A 21245-nucleotide genomic window follows, 5' to 3' on the forward strand; every position below is an offset into this window, starting at 1 on the left:
GGAGCGTGGATGAACGAGCCGGACGGCAGACCGGGGTACGGCCCACCGCCGTCCTCGTACCCGCAGTGGCAGCCGCCGCTGCCGCCGAAGAAGACCTCGCCGGCGGCCGTCGTGCTGATCACCGGGTCGGTCGTCGTCGTCATCCTGATGGCGCTCGCGCTCCTGGCCTGGGGTTATCCCGGGTTCCTGCGCGAGCCGGACGCCCGGAGCGCCATCGGGACCCGGCCCGCCGGCTCGGCGTCGGTCGTGTCGCCCACCTCGACGCCCACGAGCGTCCCGGTGGCGCCGCCCGCCGACGGCCGGGCCCCGCTGCCGAAACGGCCGAAGCCGCTGGCCGACCCGGTGACGTGCGCTTTCACCCCCGAATCGATCTCGCCCGCGCCGAAGAAGGTGGCGCCGCCGCCCGACGGGCCGGCGCGGTCGTCCGGCACCGTCCCCGTGCGGCTCGCGACGAGCGCCGGCCCCATCGGGCTCACGCTCGACCGCGCGCTCGCCCCGTGCACCGTGGTCAACTTCCTGAGCCTGGTGAAGCAGGGGTTCTACGACGGCACGTCGTGCCACCGGCTGTCCGTGGCGTCCGGGCTGCGCATGCTGCAGTGCGGCGACCCGGTCGGCGACGGTACCGGCGGCCCCGGCTACACGATCCGCGACGAGGTGTTCCCCGAGCTGACCTACGGCCGCGGCGTCCTCGCGATGGCGAAGACCGACCAGCCCGACTCCGGCGGCTCCCAGTTCTTCCTGGTCTTCGGCACGACGGAGATCCCGCCGGAGTACACCGTGTTCGGCAGCATCGACGACCCGGGCCTGGCCGTGCTGGACAAGGTCGCCCAGGGCGGCGTCGACGCGGCCAAGTCGGCCCTCGGCGACGGCAGCGGGCCCCCGAAGATCCCGGTGACCTTCACCCAGGTCACCACGCCGTGATCAGGGCCGGTCGAGCAGCTTCCGCAACGCCGTGAGCAGCGACTTCGCCGTTTCGGGCGACGCCGTGCGGTGGCGCCACGCGACGTAGCCGTCCGGACGGACCAGGAGACAGCCGTCCTCGTCGATGCCGCTGAGGCGCGCCCAGTCGCCGTACGCGTCACGGCCTTCCGGGTCGCCGACGCGGACCGCGCGCACGTCGAGTCCCAGCTCGGCGCCCACCTTGGCCGCCGCGTCGCGCCACGGCGTGCCGGTCAGCCCGGTCAGCACCGTCCAGCGGCCGCCGCCGACGAGGTCCAAAGTGGACACCCGGCGCCCGTGCGGGCCGACCAGCCAGGCGTGCGGCAGCTTCGCGCCCGGCTCGGTGCTCGGCCGGTGGAACAGTTCGGGGTCGCGGTCCGGCTCGGCGACGACCCCGTCGGGCAGCACCGCGCCCGAGGCGTACCGCTGGTCCATTTCGACTCCGTGGGCGTTGAACTCGTAGTGCTTGAGCTCGATCGCTTTCTCCAGCTCACGCCGTTTCCGCGCGCCCTCGGCCGTCGGCGCGAGACAGGTCTCGAGCCCGGCCGTGATGCCGTCGGCGTCGGTGTCGCCGGTGATGCCCAGCGCGGCGAAGATCGGCCCGAACTGGTCGCGGCTCAGGTTCGCGCGGTCGACGATCTGCTTGCCCACGGGAGCGCGTTCGGCGGTGTAGCTGTCGAGAAGCCCTTCGCCCGCTTCGCCGCGAAGCACCATCGCGAGCTTCCACGCGAGGTTGTAGGAGTCCTGGATCGAGGTGTTGGAGCCGAGCCCGTTGGACGGCGGGTGCCGGTGCACGGCGTCGCCGGCGCAGAACACCCGGCCGCTGCGGTACTCCGTCGCGTAGTTGTGGTTGACCGTCCACAGGGACGTCGAGGTGATCTCGACATCGAGGTCCGGGTCGCCGACGAGGTCGCGCACCAGCCGCGTCGCCTCTTCGACGTCGACCTCCGGTGGCGCCTGCTCGATGTCGTAGCCCCAGGTCAGCAGCCACTGGTTCCACGGCCGGACCATCCGGACCAGGCCCATCCCGATGCCGCCGAGGTGCGCGCCGGGCCGCATGACCCAGTAGAGGACGCTCGGCCGGTGCGCGACGTACGGGCCGAGGTCGGCGGTGAACGTGATGTTCATGCTGCCCGCCTTGCCGGTCTGCCCGGCGATCGGCAGGCCGGCCTGCTCGGCGACGCGGCTGCGGGCGCCGTCCGCGCCGATGAGGTGCTTGGCGCGCAGGGTGAACTCGTCGCCGCGGACGCGGTCGCGGAACCGGGCCGTGACGCCGGTTTCGTCCTGGGTGAAGTCGAGGAACTCGGTGTCCAGCCGCAGTTTCGCGCCGCGCGCGGCGGCTTCGCTGGCCAGGATCGGCTCGAGGTAGGTCTGCGGGAGGTCGATCATGTGGCACGGGCTCGCCGCGGCGTACTCGGCCGCCGACCGGTCGCCGGTGCCCCAGCTGGCGATGCGGCCGATCTCCGGACCGGTCAGCGACGTGCAGAGGACGGTGTCGCCCATCAGCTCCGGCGGCGTGCCCACGGCGAGGGCCTTGTCCTCGACGCCGAGGTCGCGCAGCACCTCCATGGTGCGCTGGTTGGTGATGTGCGCGCGGGGCGTGTTGGCCATCCAGCCGTACTTGGTGGCCAGCACGGTGGGCACGCCGTAGGTGGCGAGCAGCAGGGCCGCGGAGCCGCCGGCCGGGCCGCTGCCGACCACGATGACGTCGGTGTCGTAGGTCATGCGCTGCTCCCTGAGATGCGGAAGGTGAACTCGAGCCGGCGTCCGGTGCCGTCGGGCTGTTCGGCGAAGTCGACGATCAGGCCGTCCTTGACGCCGAAGACGGTGTCGGAGTCGAGGTACTCGCCGCCGGCGACGAACAGCTGGGTGATCAAGGTGCGGTAGCCGGGCTTGGCGATCATGAAGTGCACGTGCGGCGCCCGGTAAGGGTGCCGGCCGGCGACGTCGAGCATCTGCCCGACCGGGCCGTCGGCCGGGATCGGGTAGGCGCTGGGGACGATGGTGCGGAAGCGCAGCCGGCCGTTCTCGTCGGTGCGGAAGCGGGCGCGCAGGACCGGTCCGTCCACCTCGGGCAGCTGGACGTCGTAGAAACCGTCCTCATTGGACTGCCAGACGTCGACGATCGCTTCGGCGACAGGCTGGTCTTCGGTGTCCGTGACGCGGATGTCCGTCCACAAGGGAGTTCCCGGCAGTCCTTCGGCCAGGTTCGCGCCCTGCGGGGTCTCCGGTGGACCGTCCACGTAGAACGGGCCGAGCACGGCCGACGGGGTCGTGTCCGGCGTGCGCGAGTTGGTCAGGACGTCGACGACGCTCGACACGCCGAGGGTGTCCGACAGCAGGATGAACTCCTGCCGCGTGTCGGTGGTGATGTGCCCGGCGCGGGTGAGGAACCCGATCGCGTACTCCCACTCGTCCTGGGTGAGGTCGGTGCGGATGGCGTAGGCGTGCAGCGTCTCGACGAGGTCGGTGAGCAGGGTGCGGACGCGGTCGGGCGCGGCGGCGAAGCTGTCGACGACCTGTTTGGTGAGCGCCTTGAGGCTGGGCGGCGCGGCGGGGTGGGTGCCGGTGAGGGCCTGGCGGAGCAGGTCGGCCTCCGGTTCGTCGGCGATGTCCGCTTCGGTGAGACCCAGTTCGGCCAGCGAGTGCGGGATCGGGAGGCCGTCGGCAAGCGCGAAGACTTCGCCGGCGTCGTCGAGACCCTTGTGCGCCATGACGTACGGGAGGAGGACGGCGTGCGTTTCGGCGTGGGGCAGGCCGAACTTGCCGCCGAGGAGGTGGCAGAGCTTGTGGTGCAGGCCCATCCGCACGGCGTCCAGGCAGGTGCCGGCGAGGTAGGCGCCGCGGAGGGCGTCGGTGCGGGCGTCCACATCGGACGGATCGGCGGCGATGCGGGGGAGGGCGCTCGTGAGGAGTTTTGCGGCTTCGTTCGCGAGGAGGTCGGTCATCGGGTTGGCGTCGGGGGCGTAGCGGGCCTCGACGGCGTGGGCGAGGGCGTTGAGCCCGCTGGCGGCCGAGAGCGGGACGGGCAGGCCGAGGGTGAGGTCGACGTCGTAGAGGACGGTCTCCGGCCGGACTTTCGGGTTCTTCTGGGTGGTCTTGCGGCCGTCGGCGGTCTGGCCGAGGACGGCGGTGAGTTCGGAGCCGGCGTAGGTGGTCGGGACGATCAGCTGCGGCAGGTCGGTGTGCAGGGCGATGGCCTTGGAGAGCCCGGTGGCCGAGCCCCCGCCGACGGCGACGACGCCGTCGACATCGTGCTCGGCGACGACCTTGAGGGCGCGCTCGGTGACGTCGACGGGGGTGTGCATGGCGGGATCTTCGAACCGGGCGGCCAGGAGCGGACCGAGGTTTTCGGCGGCTCGGTCGGCGTGGCGAGGGGTGCCGACGAGCAGAACGCGGTTCATCCCGAGGCGGCGGGCCTCGTCCCCGAGGGCGCCGAGGGTGCCGCGGCCGAAGATCACCCGGACGGGGTTGGCGGCGTAGGTGAACGAGGTCATGCGGGGGAGTATCCGGGTGGGGAGGGGAGCGGTCCTGCACGTTCGTGCTGCGGCTCGGCACGAAACGCGCGAACCTCGGCAGACGCGATCGTGAAGCCTCAGCCCGTCCGGCGCAGGGCCGCCGGGGTCGTGCCCAGCTGGGCCCGCAGCACCCGCGTCAAATGCTCCTGGTGCGAAAACCCGCACCGAGCGGCGATCTCCGCGATCGGGTCGTCACCCGTACGCAGCAGCAACCCCGCCCGCTCGACCCGCAACCTCAGCAGATACCGGTGCGGCGGCACCCCCGTGCGCGCCTTGAACTGGCGCGAGAACTGGCTCACGCTCAACCCCGCGAGCGCCGCCAGCTCGGCCAGTGGCACCGCCTCGGCCAGGCGTTCGGCCATGAAGTCCCGGACCCTCGTGAACTGCCGGTCGGAGAGCCCCCGCGCCGTCGCCGGCTCCCGACCCGGCCCCGCGTGGTGGCGGCGGACCAGCTGCGCCGCGACCAGCGCGCCCAGCTGGTCCGCGTACGTTCGGGCGCTCGGTTCCCAGTCGCGGACCACGCCGTCCAAGCTGAGCACCAGCTGCTCCAGCAGGGGGTCCGTGCTGCCGAGCTCCTCCGCGAGCCGGATCGGCGCGTGGTCACCCGCGGCCTCCTGCACGGCGTCGTCCGCGACGTACACGTGCACCGTCTCGAGCTCCCCGCCCAGCTCGACCGACAAATCCGCGTGCGACGGCTGCAGGAACAGCCCGCCCACCGGCATCCGGCGGCTGCGCTCGCGCGGGGTCCCGACGCCGCGCCGGACCGTCACCGGGCCGTCGAGGTGCAGGATCAGCTGGTGGCTGGCGGCGGCCGCGAACTCGGCGCGGTACGGACGCTCCCGCTGCTTGGAGACGTAGACCCGGTCCCAGCCGAGCCCGGCGCTGGTGCGTTCGGGCCGCACCCAGGGCAGCGCGAGGATGCCGTTGGTGTCGCCCAGCCCGAGTTCGCTCACGCCTGCCTCCTCGACGTCGAGGCTGCTCGCGATGGTACGCGAACCCCGCACGCAGGCCGGGCGTCCGCGCGGACTTCGAGGGTGAGCCTGCGGCGCACCCTCGGGATCATTCAGACGTCCAGCACGAGCCGGGGCGACAGTGCGCGCGACACGCACGGGTACATCCGCCCGTCCGGTGCGCCGATGTCGTCGCGGTGCTCGGGGTCGCCGTCGAGGACGGACAGTTCGCAGCTCCCGCAGACACCCTCGCGGCAGCCGGACGGCACCGGCCTCCCGGCGTGGTTCAGCACGTCCAGCAGGGATTCGTCGGCCGGCACCCGGAGGACCTGCCCCGAGCGGGCGCACACGACCTCGAACGGCGTGTCCGGCTCGAAGACGCGCTGGGCGGGCTGGAAGCGCTCGGTGTGCACGCGGGGGAACAGCGCTTCGGCCGCGTCCACCATGGACGCCGGGCCGCAGCAGTAGACCTCCGCCGCGGGGAACTCCGCCGCCAGGGCCGCGAGGTCCGGGCGGCCGTGGTCGAACAGCCGCACGCGGTCGCCGTGCTCGGCCCGCAGCTCCGCCGCGAACGGCATGGCCGAAGGCGAGCGGCCCGTGTACACCAGCGTCGCCCCGGCGCCGGCGGCCCGCAGCATCGGCACGATCGGCGTGATCCCGATCCCGCCGGCCAGGAACAGGTACTCCGGCGCGGGCACGAGCGGGAAGTGGTTGCGCGGCACCGAAACTTCGAGCGTCCGGCCGGGACGCAGGTACAGGTGGATGTACTCCGACCCGCCCCGGCTCAACGGGTCGTGCCGGACGGCGATGCGGTAGGCGGAGAGGTCGGCGGGATCGCCGCACAGCGAGTACTGCCGGGTCAGCCAGTTCGGCAGCGCGAGGTCGATGTGCGCGCCGGGCTCCCAGGGCGCCAAAGGCCCTTCGTCGCCGCGCAGCACCAGGGAGACGACGTCGTCGGCGACGCGCTCGACGCGGTCCAGGATCGTCTTCTGCATGTCAGTACAGCTTCCGGTAGCTCTCTTCGAGGACCTGGTCGAACATCGCCGGGGGGACGGCGATGCCCAGCTGGTCGGCGGCGATCTCGCCGGCCGACGGCATCTCCGCGGCCAGCGCCTGGCTGGCGGGGTCCCACAGCCGCGACCGCAGCAGCGCCCGGCCGCAGTGCAGGTACGACTCGGCGACCTCGACGATGATGGCGAGCATCGGCGCCTTGGCTTCGGTGCGCATCCGGGCGAGCACGTCCTCGTCGTCGGTGACGTACGCGCTTCCGTTGACGCGCAGCACTTCCCGCATGCCGGGGATGAGGAACAACAGGCCGACGTGGCCGTTCTCGGCGATGTTGCCGAACGAGTCGGCGATCTTGTTGCCGGGCCGGTCGGGCAGGGCGAGCGTGTGCTCGTCGAGCACCTTGACGAAGCCGGGGTAGTCGCCGCGCGGCGAGCAGTCCCCGCGGCCCGCGGCGTCGGAGGTGGCCAGCGCGAGGAACGGCGAGTGGGCGATGAAGCGGCGGGCGTGCTTGTCGATGTGGTCGAGCTTCTTGCCCTCGAGCATCTCTTCGGGCGCGCCCAGCCGGCTCCGGACCTCGGCCATGGATACCCGCCGGTACCGGCGGGTCAGCGTGTTTGTGCTGGTCATGCCATAATTATGAGCAAATACTCAGGTCTTGACTACTCGCTTTCCACGCTCACCGGAGGGAGGGGCTGTGACGCCGGACCAGCGCCGCATCCAGCCACGTAAACAGCCGCGCCAGGTCCGCGCCGAGCTGACCCGGCAGCGGATCCTGACCGCGGCTGCTCACGTTTTCGCCGACCACGGCTACGCCGCCGGCACCACCAACCGCATCGCCGAGCAGGCCGGGATCTCGATCGGCTCGCTGTACCAGTACTTCCCGAACAAGGACGCGATCCTGGCCGAGCTGCTGATCCGCCACCTCGACGACGGCACGGCGGCCGCGGCGAAGGTCCTGACCGGCCCGCTGCCGGATTCGATCGAGGAGACCTTCCGCGTCTTCGTCCGGCTCGCCGTCGAAGCCCACCTCGACGACCCGCACCTGCTGCGCATGCTGCTCGAGCAGGCCCCGCGGTCGAACGAGCTGCTCGAGCGGATCGGCCGGGTGAAGCGGGACATGGTCGGCCACACCCGCGCCCTCCTGGAGGGCCACCCCGAGGTGCGCGTCGCCGATACGGCCACGGCGGCCCGCCTGGTCATCGCGACGGTCGAGCTGGCCGTCCACGACCTGCTGGCCGAGCCCGACCCGATCGACGCCCGGCGGCTCGAGGACGAGATGGTCGCGATGCTGACCCGCTACGTCAAGGGGTGAACGGTCAGGCGCGGGCGCGCCGGAGGCGTTCGGCCGCCTGGACGCGGACGGCCTCGCCGCACACCGGGCGATCGCCGTGCAGTGCCTCCCACCGTGCGTTGTGCACGGCCGTCCAGAGGCTCGCCGCCCACGCGATCTCCAGCTCCTCGGTGGTGAACCGGCGGCCCCGGAGTTCCTGGTAGGCGGCCAAGAACGCGGCGGAGCTCGCGACGGGAGCCAGAGCCGGCGGCGAAGCGTTGGCGAACGTCGCCGAGGCCGCTCCCACGAGGGCGGCTTCCGGTTGCCACGCCAGGCTGTCCCAGTCGTGCACGGCCCGGATCTCGCCGTCGTGCCAGCGGAGGTTCTGGGCCTCGAAGTCGGCGTGGCCCAGCACGCACGGCAGATCCGCGGCCAGCAACCGCTCGCCGGCCCGCCTCGCCGTCTCCACGACGTGCGCGGGCACGGCGCGCTGGTCCCGCTCGTCCAAGAACCCGATCGCGGGCCACAGCCCCGGATCCCGGTGATCCCAGCGGGCCCAGCGCGGGTTCGGCAACGGCGGCGGCACGACGACGTCGGCCAGCTCGCTCATCAGCCACGCGAACACCGCCGCGTAGCGCTCGGCGACGTCCGGGGTGTCGCCGGGCAGCAGCTCGCCGCCGGGCAGGAGCTCTTCCGCGTGGACGGCCAGCGAGCCGACCCTGGTGACCGGCGTAAGCGGCCGCGGGCAAGGGAAACCGCGCTCCGCCAGCCGCGCCTGGGCCGCGACGCAGGACGCCTCCCGGCCTTCGTCGTCGCGCGCCTTCACGACGACTTCGCGGCCGTCGGCCAGCCGCAGCCCGGTCACCTCGGACAGCGACTTGCGTTCGAAGAGCACTTCGGCCGGGACGCTTCCGAGGTGCTCCGCGCACCAGGACCGGATCACCGGTCGGTCGTGGGACGCCAGGTGGTGCGGCAGGGCGAAGAGCTTCTTGTCGTTCGGCGGCCGGAACAGGATCTCCCCCCCCCCGCAACGGTCAGATCGGGTTGAACACGCCCAGCGGAGCGGTGCAGAACGGGCCGCCGACGTACTCGGCCGCGATCCCCGTCGGTGCGGGCTTCGACGCCAGCTGGTCCGCGTACACCTCGGCGTCGTCCAGGGACTTGTAGCCCAGTGCCTCCGCCTCCTCCAGCGAGTAGATCCGGCGCGTGTTGTCCGAGACGCCCCAGATCAGCCGGTACCCCGGCGACGGCGCCGCGAGGCACGCCTCGAACAGGCGGGCGCCGTCGTCCGGCGAAAGCCACGTCGTCAACCCGCGCGGGCCCAGCGGCAACGGCGTCTCGAAGCACGAGCCGATCCGGATCACGATCACGTCCATGCCGAACCGAGAGTGGTACAGGCTCCCGAGCGCCTCGATCGCCGCCTTCGAGACGCCGTAGTACGTGTCCGGGCGCGGGGACGAGTCCGCCGGCAGGTCCGAATCCACCCGGCGGAAGCCCACCGCGTGGTTGCTCGACGCCAGGATGACGCGCGGAACGCCCGCCGCCCGCGCCGCCTCCAGCACCGTGTGCGTTCCGTTGATGTTGACGTCGAGCGTCGCTTCCCACGAGTTCTCGCGGCTGTGCCCGCCGAGGTGGATCAGCGCGTCGACGCCTTCGCACGCCGAAGCCATCGCCGCCGCGTCGGTGACCGACGCCGTCACGATCTCTTCGGAGGCGTCCGACGCCGTCTGCGGGACGACGTCGAGCAGGCGCAGCACGCGGCCTTCGCGCTTCAAGCGGGGGCGCATCAGGGTGCCGACGACACCCGCCGACCCGGTGATGAGCACGCGCTGGTCCGTCATTGTGGTCCTCTCGGTAAGGGCGGCGGTCAGCGAATGCCGGCCCGGCGCAGCTGCTGCCCGAGCTCGGCGGTGATTTCGGCGAGCAGCTCGCCGACGCGCTGCGCGTCGGCGTCGGTCACCTGGGCGATCGGCATCGAGCAGCTGATCGCGTCCGTGCCCGGGATCCGGTAGGGGATCACCGCGGCGACGCACCGGACGCCCAGCGTGCCTTCCTCGACCTCGGAGGCGTACCCGCGCTCGCGGGTCGCTGCGCACTCGGCGTGCAGGCCTTCGAGCGTGGTGATGGTGTTCGGGGTCAGCGCGGTCAGCGACGCCGGCATCAGCGTCTCGATCTCCTCGTGCGTCAGCTCGGCCAGCAGCGCTTTGCCCAGCGCCGTCGCGTGCGTGGGCAGCGTGCGCCCGACGCGGGAGACGAGGTGCGTCGACCGCTGCGACTCGCGCGTCTCCAGGTAGACGACCTCGGTGCCGTTGCGGCGCGCGAAGTGCGCGGTGAAGCCCGTCTTCTCCCGGATCCGCTCCAGCGCCTCGGTGGCGAACGGGACGACGGCGTCGCGGTCCAGGTACGCCGTGCCGCAGATCAGCGCGCGGACGCCGAGGCGGTAGCGGGCGGTGTTGGCGTCGGCCTCCAGCCAGCCGGCCTCCAGAAGCGTCCGCAGCAGGCCGTGCAGCGACGAGCGCGGGAAGCCCGTGCGCGCGTGCAGATCGGACAGCGACAGCCAGACGTCGTTGGCCGCGAACGTCTCGATGAGGTCGACGGCCCGGCGCGCGGACTTAACGCCGGACGACTCGGCGGGAGCGCCGTCGGCCGCGGCCGGGTTGTCCACCTTCTGCGGCATTTGTGCGCCTCCGTCCGGCCGTTGACTTGTGACTCCGGCCATATTAGCGTCCCGAACAACGTTCTTATGGATGAACATAATCACTATAACAGACTCCGTTCATAGATGTGAACAGGTGAACCACATCGACGTGGACGCGGAAGGGAGCCTGCGGTGCACGCACTCGACTGGACGATGGTCTGCGCGTACTTCGCGCTGATGATCGTGATCGGCTGGTGGTCGCACAAACGGGTCAGCGACGTGAAGGACTTCTTCACCGCCGGCGGCAAGATGCCGTGGTGGCTGGCCGGCATCTCGCACCACATGTCCGGCTACAGCGCCGTGCTCTTCGTCGCGTACGCGGGCGTCGCGTACACCAGCGGCGTCACCGTGTACTTCTGGGGCTTCGCCAGCATCGGCATCGGCGTGGGCATCGGCAGCTGGCTGTTCGCCGCGCGCTGGAACCGGTTGCGCTCGAAGCTCGGCGTCGCGTCGCCGCTGGAGTACCTCGCGAAGCGGTACAACGTGCCGACGCAGCAGGCGCTCGCCTGGAGCGGCAGCCTGCTGAAGATCTTCGACATCGCGGCCAAGTGGTTCGCCGTCGCGACGCTGCTGCACGTCTTCGCCGGGCTCGACTACAACCTCGGCATCCTCATCACCGGCGCGGTCACCCTCGTCTACTGCACCATCGGCGGCCTGTGGGCCGACGCGCTCACCGACTTCGGCCAGTTCGTCATCCAGGCCATCGCCGCGATCGTGATGATCGTCGTCGTCCTCGGCAAGCTGGGCGGGATCTCCGCGCTCTGGACGATGTGGGACAAGCTGCCCGAGAACCACGTCAACCCCGTGACGTCCAAGTACACCACGATCTTCCTCCTGGTCTACGTGCTCGTGAAAACGCTGGAGTACAACGGAGGCATGTGGAACCTGGCGCAGCGCTACATGGCGGCGCCGAACACCCACGAGGCCCGGCGCGGCGCGCGGCTTTCGTCGGCGCTGTACCTTTTGTGGCCGCTGGTGCTCATGTTCCCGATGTTCGCGGCGCCGCTGCTCATCCCCGGCATCAAGGACCCGACGCAGTCCTACGCCATCATGACGACGACGTTCCTGCCGCCGGGCCTGATCGGCCTGGTGCTGGCCGGCATCTTCTCGCACACCATGGCGATGGTCTCCTCCGACGCCAACGCGATCTCCGCGGTGATCACCCGCGACATGATCCCGGCGATGGTCCGCCGCACCCGGCAGTGGACCGACGTCCAGGGCCTGAAGGCCGCCCGGATCACCACCGTCATCTTCGTGGCGCTGACCATGCTGGTGGCCACCCAGGCGCAGAACCTCGGCGGTGTGCTGCAGATCGTCGTCAACTGGGTCGCCGCGCTGATGGGCCCGATCTCGATCCCTCTGCTGCTGGGCATGCTGCCGTGGTTCCGCAAGTGCGGCCCGCGCGCGGCGCTGGTCTCCTGGGCGGGTGGCCTGATCGACTACGCGCTCGTGTACTACGTCTTCAACGCCAACCAGACGGTGCTGGTCGCGACGCCGATCCTGGTCTCGCTCGCCCTGTACGTCGGCCTCGGCCTGCTCGCCCCCGAGCGCAGCGCGGCCGCCGATGAGATCGTCGACACCGTGAACGCCGACGACGACGTCGACCGCACGAAGGAAGGCACGACCGTGCCCGCTTGACCGACGCCGGTCCACCCCCGGCCGCACCCGACAAACGGAGAGCAGAGAACAGATGGCACAGACCGAGATCGCGCTGGACGGCCTGCTGGCGTTCCCCTTGACCCCGTTCACCGAGAACCTCGAGGTCAACCTCGACGCGCTCGCGGAGAACGTGGAGAGCCACATCGCGGCGGGCGCCGGCGCCCTGTTCGTCGCGTGTGGCACGGGGGAATTCAGCTCGCTGTCGCCGGCCGAGCACGCCGCGGTGCTCGCGAAGACCCGTGAGGTCGCCGCTGGCCGGGTCCCGGTCTGGGTGGGTGCGGGCGGGGGTGCCGCCTCGGCGCGCGCGGGGATCGCCCTCGCCGAGGCCGGCGGCGCGGACGGCGTGCTGCTGCTGCCGCCGTACCTGGTCACCGGCCCGCCGGCGGGCCTGGTCGACTTCGTCCGCTACGCCGTCGGCGACTCGTCGGTGCCGGTGATCGTCTACCACCGCGGCACCGGCGTGTACACCGCGCAGACCGCGGCGGCGCTGCTGGACATCCCCTCGGTGGTGGGGCTCAAGGACGGCTACGGCGACGTCGAGGTGATGACCCGGATCGTCACCACCATCCGCGCGCTGGACACCGAGCGGGCGCGGAACTTCCTGTTCTTCAACGGGTTGCCGACCGCGGAGGTCTCGGCCAAGGCGTACGCCTCGATCGGCGTCGCCCGCTACTCCTCGGCGGTGCACTGCTTCGCGCCCGAGATCGCGCACCGCTTCCACCGGGCGCTCGGCGAGGGCGACACCCGCGTGATGGACGCGCTGCTGACCGGCTTCTACCTGCCGCTGGTGGCGCTGCGGGACGAGACGCCGGGCTTCGCCGTCTCGCTGGTGAAGGCGGCCGCCCGGCTGCGTGGTGACAAGGTCGGCCCGGTGCGGCCGCCGCTGGTCGAGCCGACGCCGGAGCAGATCCACCGGCTCGAGAAGATCGTGGAGGACGGCTTCGTCACGCTGAAGGCGCTGGGCTGATGAAGATCCTCGATGTGGTGCTGACGCCGGTCGCGTTCGCCGACCCGCCGCTGCTCAACGTCATGGGCGTGCACGAGCCGTTCGCGCTGCGCAGCGTCGTCCAGGTGAAGTGCGAAGACGGGATCGTCGGGCTCGGCGAGTCCTACGGCGACTCCGCGTTCCTCGGCGAGGTGCGCAAGGTCCTGCCGCAGCTGCGCGGCCACGACGTCTTCGACCTGCCCGGCCTGCAGCGGCTGGTCGCGCAGGCGTTGTCGGGCACGGTTTTGACCGACGCGCACGGGCTGATCGGCGGGTTCTCCATCCGCAAGACCGTGGCCAGCGTGTACTCGCTGTTCGAGGTCGCCTGCCTGGACGCGCAGGGGCAGTACCTCGGCCGCCCGATCACCGACCTGCTCGGCGGCAAGGCGCGCGACGCCGTCGAGTTCTCCGCGTACCTGTTCTACAAGTACGGCAAGCACGTCGACGGCCGTGAGGACTCCTGGGGCGAGATCACCACGCCGGAAACCCTGGTGGGCTCGGCGAAGCGGATGATCGACGAGTACGGCTTCCGTTCGATCAAGCTCAAGGGCGGCGTCTTCGAGCCCGCGCAGGAGGTCGACGGGATCCGCGCGCTGGCCGAGGCGTTCCCCGGGCACCCGCTGCGGATCGACCCGAACGGCGCGTGGACTCCTGCGACCGGCATCCGGGTCGCGTCCGAACTGGACGGTGTCCTGGAGTACCTCGAAGACCCGACGCCGGGTATCGAGGGCATGGCGCAGGTTGCTGCCGAGGCGTCGATGCCGTTGGCCACCAACATGTGCGTGGTGAACTTCGGCGACATCGACCCGGGCTTCCGGGCGCGCGCGATCGGCGTTCTGCTGTCGGACCACCACTTCTGGGGCGGCCTGCGGGCGACGCAGTCGCTGTCGACGACGTGCGAGAGCTTCGGCGTCGGCCTGTCGATGCACTCCAACAGCCACCTCGGGATCAGCCTCGCCGCGATGGTCCAGGTCGCCGCGGCGACCCCGCACCTGACCTACGCCTGCGACACGCACTGGCCGTGGAAGGTCGAGGACGTCATCGAGCCGGGCGTGCTGGAGTTCCGCGAGGGCGCGGTGGCGGTGCCGACGACCCCCGGGCTGGGCGTCAAGCTGGACGAGGACGCGCTGGCCCGGCTGCACGAGAACTACGTCCGATGTGGACTGACCAAACGGGACGACGTGACCTACATGCGCGAGTACGTTGCCGGTTTCGAGCCGAACACGGCGAGGTGGTGACCCGGTGAAGGTGACCGGATACGCCTACCCCTGGGACGTCCTGGAGTCCGGGTTCATCTCGCGGGCCCGCGACCTCGGCGTCGACGAGGTGGCCGTCGCGCTGTCGTACCACAGCGCGCGTGCGGCGACGCCGTGGTCGGCTTCACGCACCGCCGTCGTGGCGCGGCACGCGGCGTTCTACCGGCCGCTTTCCGATGGATGGGGCGCGTTGCGTCCGTCCACTCCGGACTGGGTGTCGGCGGAGGACAGTGGTGGTGACGCGGTCCGGCTGCTCAACGAAGCCGGGATCCCGGCGGCCGCCTGGATCGTGCTGACCCACAACTCCCAGCTCGGCTACGAGCACCCGGACGTCGTGGTCCGCAACTGCTTCGGCGAGCCGTACCCGTGGGCGCTGTGCCCGTCGCGGCCCGCGGTGCGCGAGTACGCGGCGACGCTGACCGCCCAGGCCGTCGCCGGGCTGGAGCTGTCGTCGGTGATCCTCGAGGCCTGCGGCCCGCTCGGCGCGGTGCACCAGCACCAGCACGAGAAGACCGACGGCGTCTGGGCGCCCGCGGTGGCCCGGCTGCTGTCGATCTGCTGCTGCGACGCGTGCGCTGCCGCGTGGGACGTCGACGCGGACACCGTCCGGGCCCAGCTCGTCGAGGAGGTCCGGCGGCTGATCGCGACCGGCGACCTCGGGGTGACGGCCGATGGCTTGCCGCCGTCGTTGACCTCGATGCTGCTGCGGGTCCGGCAGGAAGCGACCGATGCCTTGCGGGCCGCGGTGCTGGCGTCGTTGCCAGCGGGCGTCCGGATCGTGCTGCACGGCGCGCTCGACCCGTGGGTCACCGGCGCGCTGCCCGGGCTGACGCCGTCCGCGGCGGACGACGTCGACGCGGTCGTATTGTTCGGCTGGGCGCCCGCCACGGGTGCCGAGGCCGTCGCGGCGGCCCGGGAGGCCCTGCCCGAGCGGGTCGCGATCGGCAGCTACATCACCGCGGTCGCCGCCGCGCCGGTGCCGGACGTCGCCGGGTACGTGGGCGAGCTGGCCAAGGCGGGCGCCGCGGAGCTGCACCTGTACCACCTCGGCCTGGCCGGTCCGGGTCGCTGGAGCGACCTGGGCTCGGCCACCGCCGCCGCCCATGAGAACTGAGGAGCTGTTCCACCCATGAGCCAGGCCACTGACGCAGCCACGCTCGAGAAGATCCTGGCGGGGGCCGCCGCGGCCGCCCGCCCCGCCGCCGCGGCCACCCCGGCCGAGCGCGCCCGCTGGCTCGTCGCGGCCGCCGACGCCCTCGACGCCGCCGCCGACGACCTCGTCCCGCTGGCCCACAGCGAAACGCACCTGCCGGCCACCCCGCGGCTGGCGGGCGAGCTGAAGCGCACGACGTTCCAGCTGCGCCTGTTCGGCGAGGTGCTCACCGACGGCGAGTTCCTCGGCGCGACCGTCGACCACGCCGACCCGGACTGGCCGATGGGCCCGCGTCCGGACATCCGCCGCGTGAAGACCGCGATCGGCCCGGTGCTGGTGTTCGCGGCGAGCAACTTCCCGTTCGCGTTCAGCGTCGCCGGCGGTGACACAGCGTCCGCGCTCGCCGCCGGCTGCCCGGTGGTCCTCAAGGCGCACCCCGGGCACCCCGAGCTGTCCGCGCTGACCGGCCGGATCCTGCGCGAAGCCCTGGTCGGCGCGGGTGCGCCCGAGGGCATCTTCGACGTGATCTTCGGCCAGGAGGAAGGCGTCACGGCGCTGAAGGACCCGCGCATCGCCGCGGCGTCGTTCACCGGATCCATCCCCGGCGGGCGCGCGCTGTTCGACATCGCGAACGCGCGGCCGCGGCCGATCCCGTTCTACGGAGAGCTGGGCAGCGTCAACCCGGTCGTCGTCACCGAGGCCGCGATCGCCGCGCGCGGGGAGGCCGTCGCGAAGGGCTACGCCGGGTCGTTCACGCTCGGCGCCGGCCAGTTCTGCACCAAGCCGGGCCTGCTGTTCCTGCCCGAGGACCACAACCTGACCGCGGCTTTGCGGGACGCGTTGGACGGGGCCGCGGCCCAGCCGATGCTCAACGACCGGATCGCCGCCGGCTACGATTCCAAGCTTTCTCTGCTGAAGGAGGTCCCGGGCGTCGAGGTCGTGTCCGCGTCGGATTCCGCCGCGCCCGCGTTCACCCCGACGCTGCTGGCCACCACCGGCAAGCAGTTCCTCGAGGGCGGCGACACCGTGCACGAAGAGTGCTTCGGGCCGGCGTCGCTGATCGTCACCTACGCCGACCAGGCCGAGCTGCTGCGCCTGCTCGACGTCATCGAACCGGGGCTCACCGCCACGATCCACGGCGAGGAGTCCGATGCGGACTGGATCCGGCCGGTGCTGCCGGCGCTGAGCCGCATCGCCGGCCGGCTGCTGTGGAACGACTGGCCCACCGGTGTCACGGTGAGCTGGGCCCAGCAGCACGGCGGCCCGTACCCGGCCACGACCGCCCCGACGACGACGTCCGTCGGCACCGCCGCGATCGAGCGGTTCCTGCGCCCGATCGCGTGGCAGGGCTTCCCGGACGCGCTGCTGCCCGAACCCTTGCAGGAGGCCAACCCCTGGCAGCTGCCCCGCCGCACCGACGGCTCCCGCTGACCCGGCGGGGCGCCTCCCGTGGGGGCGCCCCCCGTTTCCACTCTATCGCTCGGCACCGACAGTTTCCGGCGCCGAGCACCGAATCCGCCGCCGCACAACTGAATCCCCTTTCCCCGCAAGCCGAGGATGTCTTCCTGGGAGGCATTGCCATGCCCGTGAACCGGAGAAACGCTCTGCGCGGCGGCGCGCTGGCGGCCGCTTCGACCGTGTTGCTCACCCGTCCCGCGTTCGCTTCCGCGGCGCCCGCGCTCACCCCGGCCGCGAGCGGGGTGCCCGCCGCGACCGCGCCGATCGTCGCCGCCTACCGGCAGCTGCAGACCGGCATCAACCGGCCGTCGCCGGAACGCGCCGAGGCGCTGGCCAACCTGGGCCGCGTCGCCAAGGCGTACAACGCGAGCCTGTCGGTCGCCGGCGGTGGTGCTCCACTGTGGACGGACCTGCCGCTCGGCCCGGGCAGCGACTACACGACCTCGATGTACGCGCGGCTGCGCGCGATCGCCGTCGACTGGGGCACCCCGGGCGGCGCGCTGTCCGGCGACCCGGTGGTGCTCGACCGGATCAAGACCGCGCTCGAGCTGATCTACGCCAGCCAGTACAACGAGAACGTCGGCGAGATCGGCAACTGGTACACCTACGAGATCGGCATCCCGTACTACCTGCTGCACACGCTGTCGGTGGTCGCCGACCAGCTCACCGCCGAGCAGCTGGCCCGCTACCTCGCGCCGGTCAAACGGTTCGTCGGCAACCCGAACCTGCGGGCCAACAACGCGTCGGTGATCGAGACCGGCGCGAACCGCGCCGACAAGGCCCTCATTTCGATCGTCTCCGGCGCGATACTGGGCGACACCGCCTGGATCAAGACCGGCATCGACGCGCTCACCGACGTCGCCGGCGGGGGAGCGGCGAGCGTCGTCGCCAAGCTGGACCGCGCGGCCGGCGACGGCTTCCACGTCGACGGCTCGTTCATCCAGCACGACACCATCCCGTACCCCGGGCACTACGGCATCGTCCTGCTCACCGCGCTCGCCGGCGCCATCCACGTCACGGCGGGCACCGAGTACGCGCTGCCGCAGCCGGTGAAGGACAAGATCTACGCGCTGGTGGCGGACAGCTTCGCGCCGTTCGTCTACGCGGGCGCGTTGATGGAGCCGGTGCGCGGCCGGATGCTCTCGCGCCAGGGTGAGACCGGGCACGACATCGGCCACCAGCTGACGGTCGCGACGCTCGTGCTGGCCCGCACGGCGTCCGGCAAGACGAAGACCGACCTCAACGCGCTCGCCGCGAAGTGGATCAAGGAAGGGACGTACGCGCCGTTCCTGAAGATCCCGGATCCCGAGCGGTTCGCGCCCGGCCCGGACCTGGTGGCGACCCCGGGCATCGAGTTCGCGCAGGACATGCTGGCCTCGGGCGCGCGACCGGCGCGGGTCACCGCGACGCACCGCGTCTTCGGCCAGCAGGACCGGATGGTGCACGTCACCGACGACTGGTCGGCGTCCCTCGGCGTCAGCTCGACGCGGATCTCGCGCTACGAGTCCATCAACGGCCAGAACCTCAAGGGCTTCTACGTCGGCGACGGCGTGCTCTACACGTTCCTGCCGAACGCCAAGGGCCACTACACCGACGCCTACTGGCCGACGGTCGACCCGCTGCTGCTGCCGGGCACGACCGAGAACGACGGCCCGGTCGACCCGAAGTTCGGCGGCGTACCGGTCGGCCCGAACGCGCACACCGGCGGCGTCCGCTGGGACGCGCGCACCGGCGCCTACGCGCTCGACTTCAAGTCCTGGGACGGCTCACTGGTCGCGAAGAAGTCGTGGTTCTTCACGCCGTCCGGGATCGTGTGCCTCGGGGCCGGGATCACCAGCACGTCCGCGAGCGCCGTGCGCACGACGATCGAGAACCGCAACCTCGGCGAGGGCGGGCGCGGGTCCTTGCTGGCCGACGGCCGCCGCGTCCCGACCGATCTCGGCAAGGCCTCGGCGCTGCGTCGTCCGCGCTGGCTGCACTTGGAGAACGTCGGCGGGTACGTGCTCCTGGACGACGCTTCGGTGACGGCGCTGCGCGAAGACCGCACCGGCGCGTGGCGCGACATCGACACCGGCGCGAACACCAAGGGCACCACGACGCCGAACACGCGCCGGTACCAGAAGCTGGTGCTGGAGCACGGCGTCAAGCCGGTCGACGCGACCTACGCGTACGCGGTGCTGCCGGGCACTTCGGTGATCGGCACGCTGACCGAGTCCTGGGCGTGTCACGTGCTGACGAACACCTCGGTGGTGCAGGCGGTCCGCACGGGCGACGGCACGGTGCTGGCGAACTTCTTCGCCGCCGGCTCGGTCGGCGACGTGCGGGTGTCCGGCCCGGCGTCGGTGGCGGTCGGGCGGCGTGAGCTCGCGGTGTCGGACCCGACGCAGACGCAGGACAGCGTCACGGTGACCGTGCGCGGCAAGGCCGTGACGGTACCGCTGAAGGGCACCTTCGGCGCGACTTCGCTGGTGCCGCTGCGGTAGGCCTCCCCGCCGGACCGGTGCCCCGACCCGGTCCGGCGGGGTCCCCACCTCGGTTAGGCTGGTTTTCATGACCGAACACCTCGACGTCCTGATCGTGGGGGCCGGGCTGTCCGGGGTCGGCGCGGCGTGCCGGCTGCAGGAACGGCTGCCGGGCAAGACGTACGCGGTGCTCGAGGCGCGTGACACGATCGGCGGAACCTGGGACCTGTTCCGGTACCCGGGCATCCGGTCCGATTCGGACATGTTCACGCTCGGTTACCCGTTCCGGCCGTGGAAGGACCCGAAGGCGATCGCGGACGGCCCGTCGATCCTGTCGTACATCCGCTCGACGGCCTCCGCACACGGGATCGTCGACCGGATCCGCTTCGGCCACCGCGTGGTGCGGGCGTCGTGGTCGTCTTCGTCGGCGCGGTGGACGGTCTCGACCGAGCACGGCGCCACGTTCACGTGCCGGTTCCTGTACCTGTGCAGCGGTTATTACTCGTACGAGTCCGGGCACGTCGTCGACTTCCCGGGGCGCGCGGACTTCGCGGGCGAGATCGTGCACCCGCAGCACTGGCCCTCGTCGCTGGACTACACGGACAAGCGGGTCGTGGTGATCGGCAGCGGCGCGACGGCGGTGACGCTGGTCCCGGCGCTGGCGTCGCGCGCTTCGCACGTGACGATGCTGCAGCGGTCGCCGTCGTACATCGTGGCGCGCCCGGGCCGGGACGCGCTGGCCGACCGGCTCCGGGCGCTGCTGCCGGAGAAGCTCGCGCACCGGTTGGTGCGCGGCAAGAACGTGGTCATGGGAACGCTGTTCTTCCAGCTGATGCGGCGGTTGCCGCGCCGTGCCGCCCGGGCTTTGCGTGACCGGGTGGCGGCGCAGCTGCCGGCGTCGATCCCGGTGGACCCGCATTTCGTGCCGTCGTACGACCCGTGGGACCAGCGGCTGTGCCTGGTGCCGGACGCGGACCTGTTCCGGGCGCTGCGGTCGGGCAAGGCGGACATCGTGACGGACCGGATCGCGCGGTTCACGGCGTCCGGAGTCTCTTTGGAGTCGGGCCGTTCGTTGGCTGCGGACCTCATCGTGACGGCGACCGGACTGCGGCTGGTGGCGTTCGGCGGGATTACGCTGACGGTCGACGGCCGGGTTGTCGAGCCCGGGGACCAACGCGCGTACAAGGGGATGATGTTCGGCGGCGTGCCGAACTTGGCGTGGTGCGTGGGGTACACGAACAATTCGTGGACGCTGCGGGCGGATCTGACGTCCCAGTACGTGTGCCGGCTGCTGGCGTACCTGGATCGGCGCGGGTTCGCGTTCTGCGCGCCGGACGCGGAGTCGGCATCGTCGGCGGGCCGGCCGCGGCCGATCGTGGACCTGGCGTCGGGGTACATCAAGAGGGCCGCTCCCGGCCTGCCGAAGCAGGGTGAGAAGCGGCCCTGGATGATGCGCCAGAACTATCTGCTGGACTTCGCGGACATGCGGCTCGGCCGGGTCGACGACGGAGTGATGCGCTTCGGCCACGCGGAAGACCGGGCGGCCGCGGCGCGGTGAGCGGCAGGTTTCGGCCGGCGGCGCTCGCCCTGCGGCGTGCGCAAGGTGGCGGGCCGGTCGGCGCGGCCACTGCAGCCCCTTCGCCAGCCGACCGCTGCGATCGCCGCGCGATCGAGCCGAAACGGGCGGCCGGGCCACCTGGCCCGGCCGCGTGAACCCCCTGCCGCCTCGTCAGCCCTGGCGGGCCTTGTTGCGCGGGTTGTCCTTGTTGATCACCAGCACCTTCGTCCCCCGGCGGATGACCTGGGCACCCGGCTGGCGGGCGAGCGAGCGGATCGAGCTGCGGACCTTCATGGCGAGCCGTCCTTCCTGCGGGCACTGCGTCCCACGT

Annotated in this window: 18 protein-coding genes; 9 read left to right on the forward strand and 9 right to left on the reverse strand. The window is 71.8% G+C overall.

What is annotated here, in order from left to right:
- Nucleotides 1-9 precede the first annotated feature (9 nt).
- Complete coding sequence (locus ACIRSS_RS22020; protein ID WP_400897716.1) at nucleotides 10-921, forward strand: peptidylprolyl isomerase; 912 nt, start codon at nucleotides 10-12, stop codon at nucleotides 919-921.
- Here the strand turns inward: ACIRSS_RS22020 and ACIRSS_RS22025 are convergent, their stop codons facing one another.
- The 5 genes from ACIRSS_RS22025 to ACIRSS_RS22045 all read right to left on the reverse strand — a co-directional run bounded on the left by ACIRSS_RS22025 (nucleotide 922) and on the right by ACIRSS_RS22045 (nucleotide 7042).
- On the reverse strand, nucleotides 922-2664 hold the full coding sequence (locus tag ACIRSS_RS22025; protein ID WP_400897718.1) for an FAD-dependent monooxygenase: 1743 nt from the start codon (nucleotides 2662-2664) through the stop codon (nucleotides 922-924).
- Nucleotides 2661-4436, reverse strand: coding sequence for a maleylacetate reductase and hydroxyquinol 1,2-dioxygenase domain-containing protein (locus tag ACIRSS_RS22030; RefSeq protein WP_400897720.1), 1776 nt, complete (start codon nucleotides 4434-4436; stop codon nucleotides 2661-2663). Before ACIRSS_RS22030 ends, ACIRSS_RS22025 begins: the two co-directional genes overlap by 4 nt.
- Before the next feature lie 98 nt (nucleotides 4437-4534).
- Entirely contained in the window at nucleotides 4535-5410 is an 876-nt protein-coding gene (locus tag ACIRSS_RS22035) for a helix-turn-helix domain-containing protein (RefSeq protein WP_400897722.1), read from the reverse strand.
- 110 nt (nucleotides 5411-5520) lie between these two features.
- Nucleotides 5521-6402 (reverse strand): PDR/VanB family oxidoreductase, encoded by an 882-nt coding sequence (locus ACIRSS_RS22040; RefSeq protein ID WP_400897724.1) that lies wholly within the window; start codon nucleotides 6400-6402, stop codon nucleotides 5521-5523.
- A gap of 1 nt (nucleotide 6403) precedes the next feature.
- Nucleotides 6404-7042, reverse strand: coding sequence for an MSMEG_1061 family FMN-dependent PPOX-type flavoprotein (locus ACIRSS_RS22045; protein WP_400897726.1), 639 nt, complete (start codon nucleotides 7040-7042; stop codon nucleotides 6404-6406).
- A gap of 67 nt (nucleotides 7043-7109) precedes the next feature.
- Here ACIRSS_RS22045 and ACIRSS_RS22050 point away from each other — a divergent pair, with 67 nt between their 5' ends.
- On the forward strand, nucleotides 7110-7727 hold the full coding sequence (locus ACIRSS_RS22050; RefSeq protein ID WP_400897728.1) for a TetR/AcrR family transcriptional regulator: 618 nt from the start codon (nucleotides 7110-7112) through the stop codon (nucleotides 7725-7727).
- Nucleotides 7728-7731: 4 nt separating this feature from the next.
- Here the strand turns inward: ACIRSS_RS22050 and ACIRSS_RS22055 are convergent, their stop codons facing one another.
- The 3 genes from ACIRSS_RS22055 to ACIRSS_RS22065 all read right to left on the reverse strand — a co-directional run bounded on the left by ACIRSS_RS22055 (nucleotide 7732) and on the right by ACIRSS_RS22065 (nucleotide 10362).
- A complete protein-coding gene (locus tag ACIRSS_RS22055; protein WP_400897730.1) occupies nucleotides 7732-8628 on the reverse strand; it encodes a hypothetical protein in 897 nt (298 codons plus the stop codon).
- Nucleotides 8629-8719: 91 nt separating this feature from the next.
- The gene (locus ACIRSS_RS22060; protein WP_400897732.1) at nucleotides 8720-9526 is read right to left on the reverse strand and encodes an NAD-dependent epimerase/dehydratase family protein; all 807 of its coding nucleotides are present in this window, start codon (nucleotides 9524-9526) and stop codon (nucleotides 8720-8722) included.
- A 26-nt stretch (nucleotides 9527-9552) separates the two neighbouring features.
- Nucleotides 9553-10362, reverse strand: coding sequence for an IclR family transcriptional regulator (locus tag ACIRSS_RS22065; RefSeq protein ID WP_400897734.1), 810 nt, complete (start codon nucleotides 10360-10362; stop codon nucleotides 9553-9555).
- 153 nt (nucleotides 10363-10515) lie between these two features.
- Here ACIRSS_RS22065 and ACIRSS_RS22070 point away from each other — a divergent pair, with 153 nt between their 5' ends.
- The 7 genes from ACIRSS_RS22070 to ACIRSS_RS22100 all read left to right on the forward strand — a co-directional run bounded on the left by ACIRSS_RS22070 (nucleotide 10516) and on the right by ACIRSS_RS22100 (nucleotide 20914).
- Nucleotides 10516-12021 (forward strand): sodium:solute symporter family protein, encoded by a 1506-nt coding sequence (locus ACIRSS_RS22070; protein WP_400897737.1) that lies wholly within the window; start codon nucleotides 10516-10518, stop codon nucleotides 12019-12021.
- A 52-nt stretch (nucleotides 12022-12073) separates the two neighbouring features.
- Entirely contained in the window at nucleotides 12074-13009 is a 936-nt protein-coding gene (locus ACIRSS_RS22075) for a 5-dehydro-4-deoxyglucarate dehydratase (RefSeq protein WP_400897739.1), read from the forward strand.
- Entirely contained in the window at nucleotides 13009-14265 is a 1257-nt protein-coding gene (locus ACIRSS_RS22080) for a glucarate dehydratase family protein (RefSeq protein ID WP_400897741.1), read from the forward strand. Before ACIRSS_RS22075 ends, ACIRSS_RS22080 begins: the two co-directional genes overlap by 1 nt.
- A 4-nt stretch (nucleotides 14266-14269) precedes the next feature.
- On the forward strand, nucleotides 14270-15397 hold the full coding sequence (locus tag ACIRSS_RS22085; RefSeq protein ID WP_400897743.1) for a hypothetical protein: 1128 nt from the start codon (nucleotides 14270-14272) through the stop codon (nucleotides 15395-15397).
- A 15-nt stretch (nucleotides 15398-15412) separates the two neighbouring features.
- Entirely contained in the window at nucleotides 15413-16867 is a 1455-nt protein-coding gene (locus ACIRSS_RS22090; protein ID WP_400897745.1) for an aldehyde dehydrogenase (NADP(+)), read from the forward strand.
- 149 nt (nucleotides 16868-17016) lie between these two features.
- Nucleotides 17017-19377 (forward strand): polysaccharide lyase 8 family protein, encoded by a 2361-nt coding sequence (locus tag ACIRSS_RS22095; RefSeq protein ID WP_400897747.1) that lies wholly within the window; start codon nucleotides 17017-17019, stop codon nucleotides 19375-19377.
- A gap of 67 nt (nucleotides 19378-19444) precedes the next feature.
- A complete protein-coding gene (locus tag ACIRSS_RS22100; RefSeq protein WP_400897749.1) occupies nucleotides 19445-20914 on the forward strand; it encodes a flavin-containing monooxygenase in 1470 nt (489 codons plus the stop codon).
- Nucleotides 20915-21085: 171 nt separating this feature from the next.
- Here ACIRSS_RS22100 and ACIRSS_RS22105 read toward each other — a convergent pair whose 3' ends face one another.
- Nucleotides 21086-21208, reverse strand: coding sequence for a ribosomal protein bL36 (locus tag ACIRSS_RS22105; protein ID WP_086684836.1), 123 nt, complete (start codon nucleotides 21206-21208; stop codon nucleotides 21086-21088).
- Nucleotides 21209-21245: the final 37 nt, after the last annotated feature.

Source organism: Amycolatopsis sp. NPDC101161 (assembly GCF_044768185.1).
Classification (GTDB): Bacteria; Actinomycetota; Actinomycetes; order Mycobacteriales; family Pseudonocardiaceae; genus Amycolatopsis.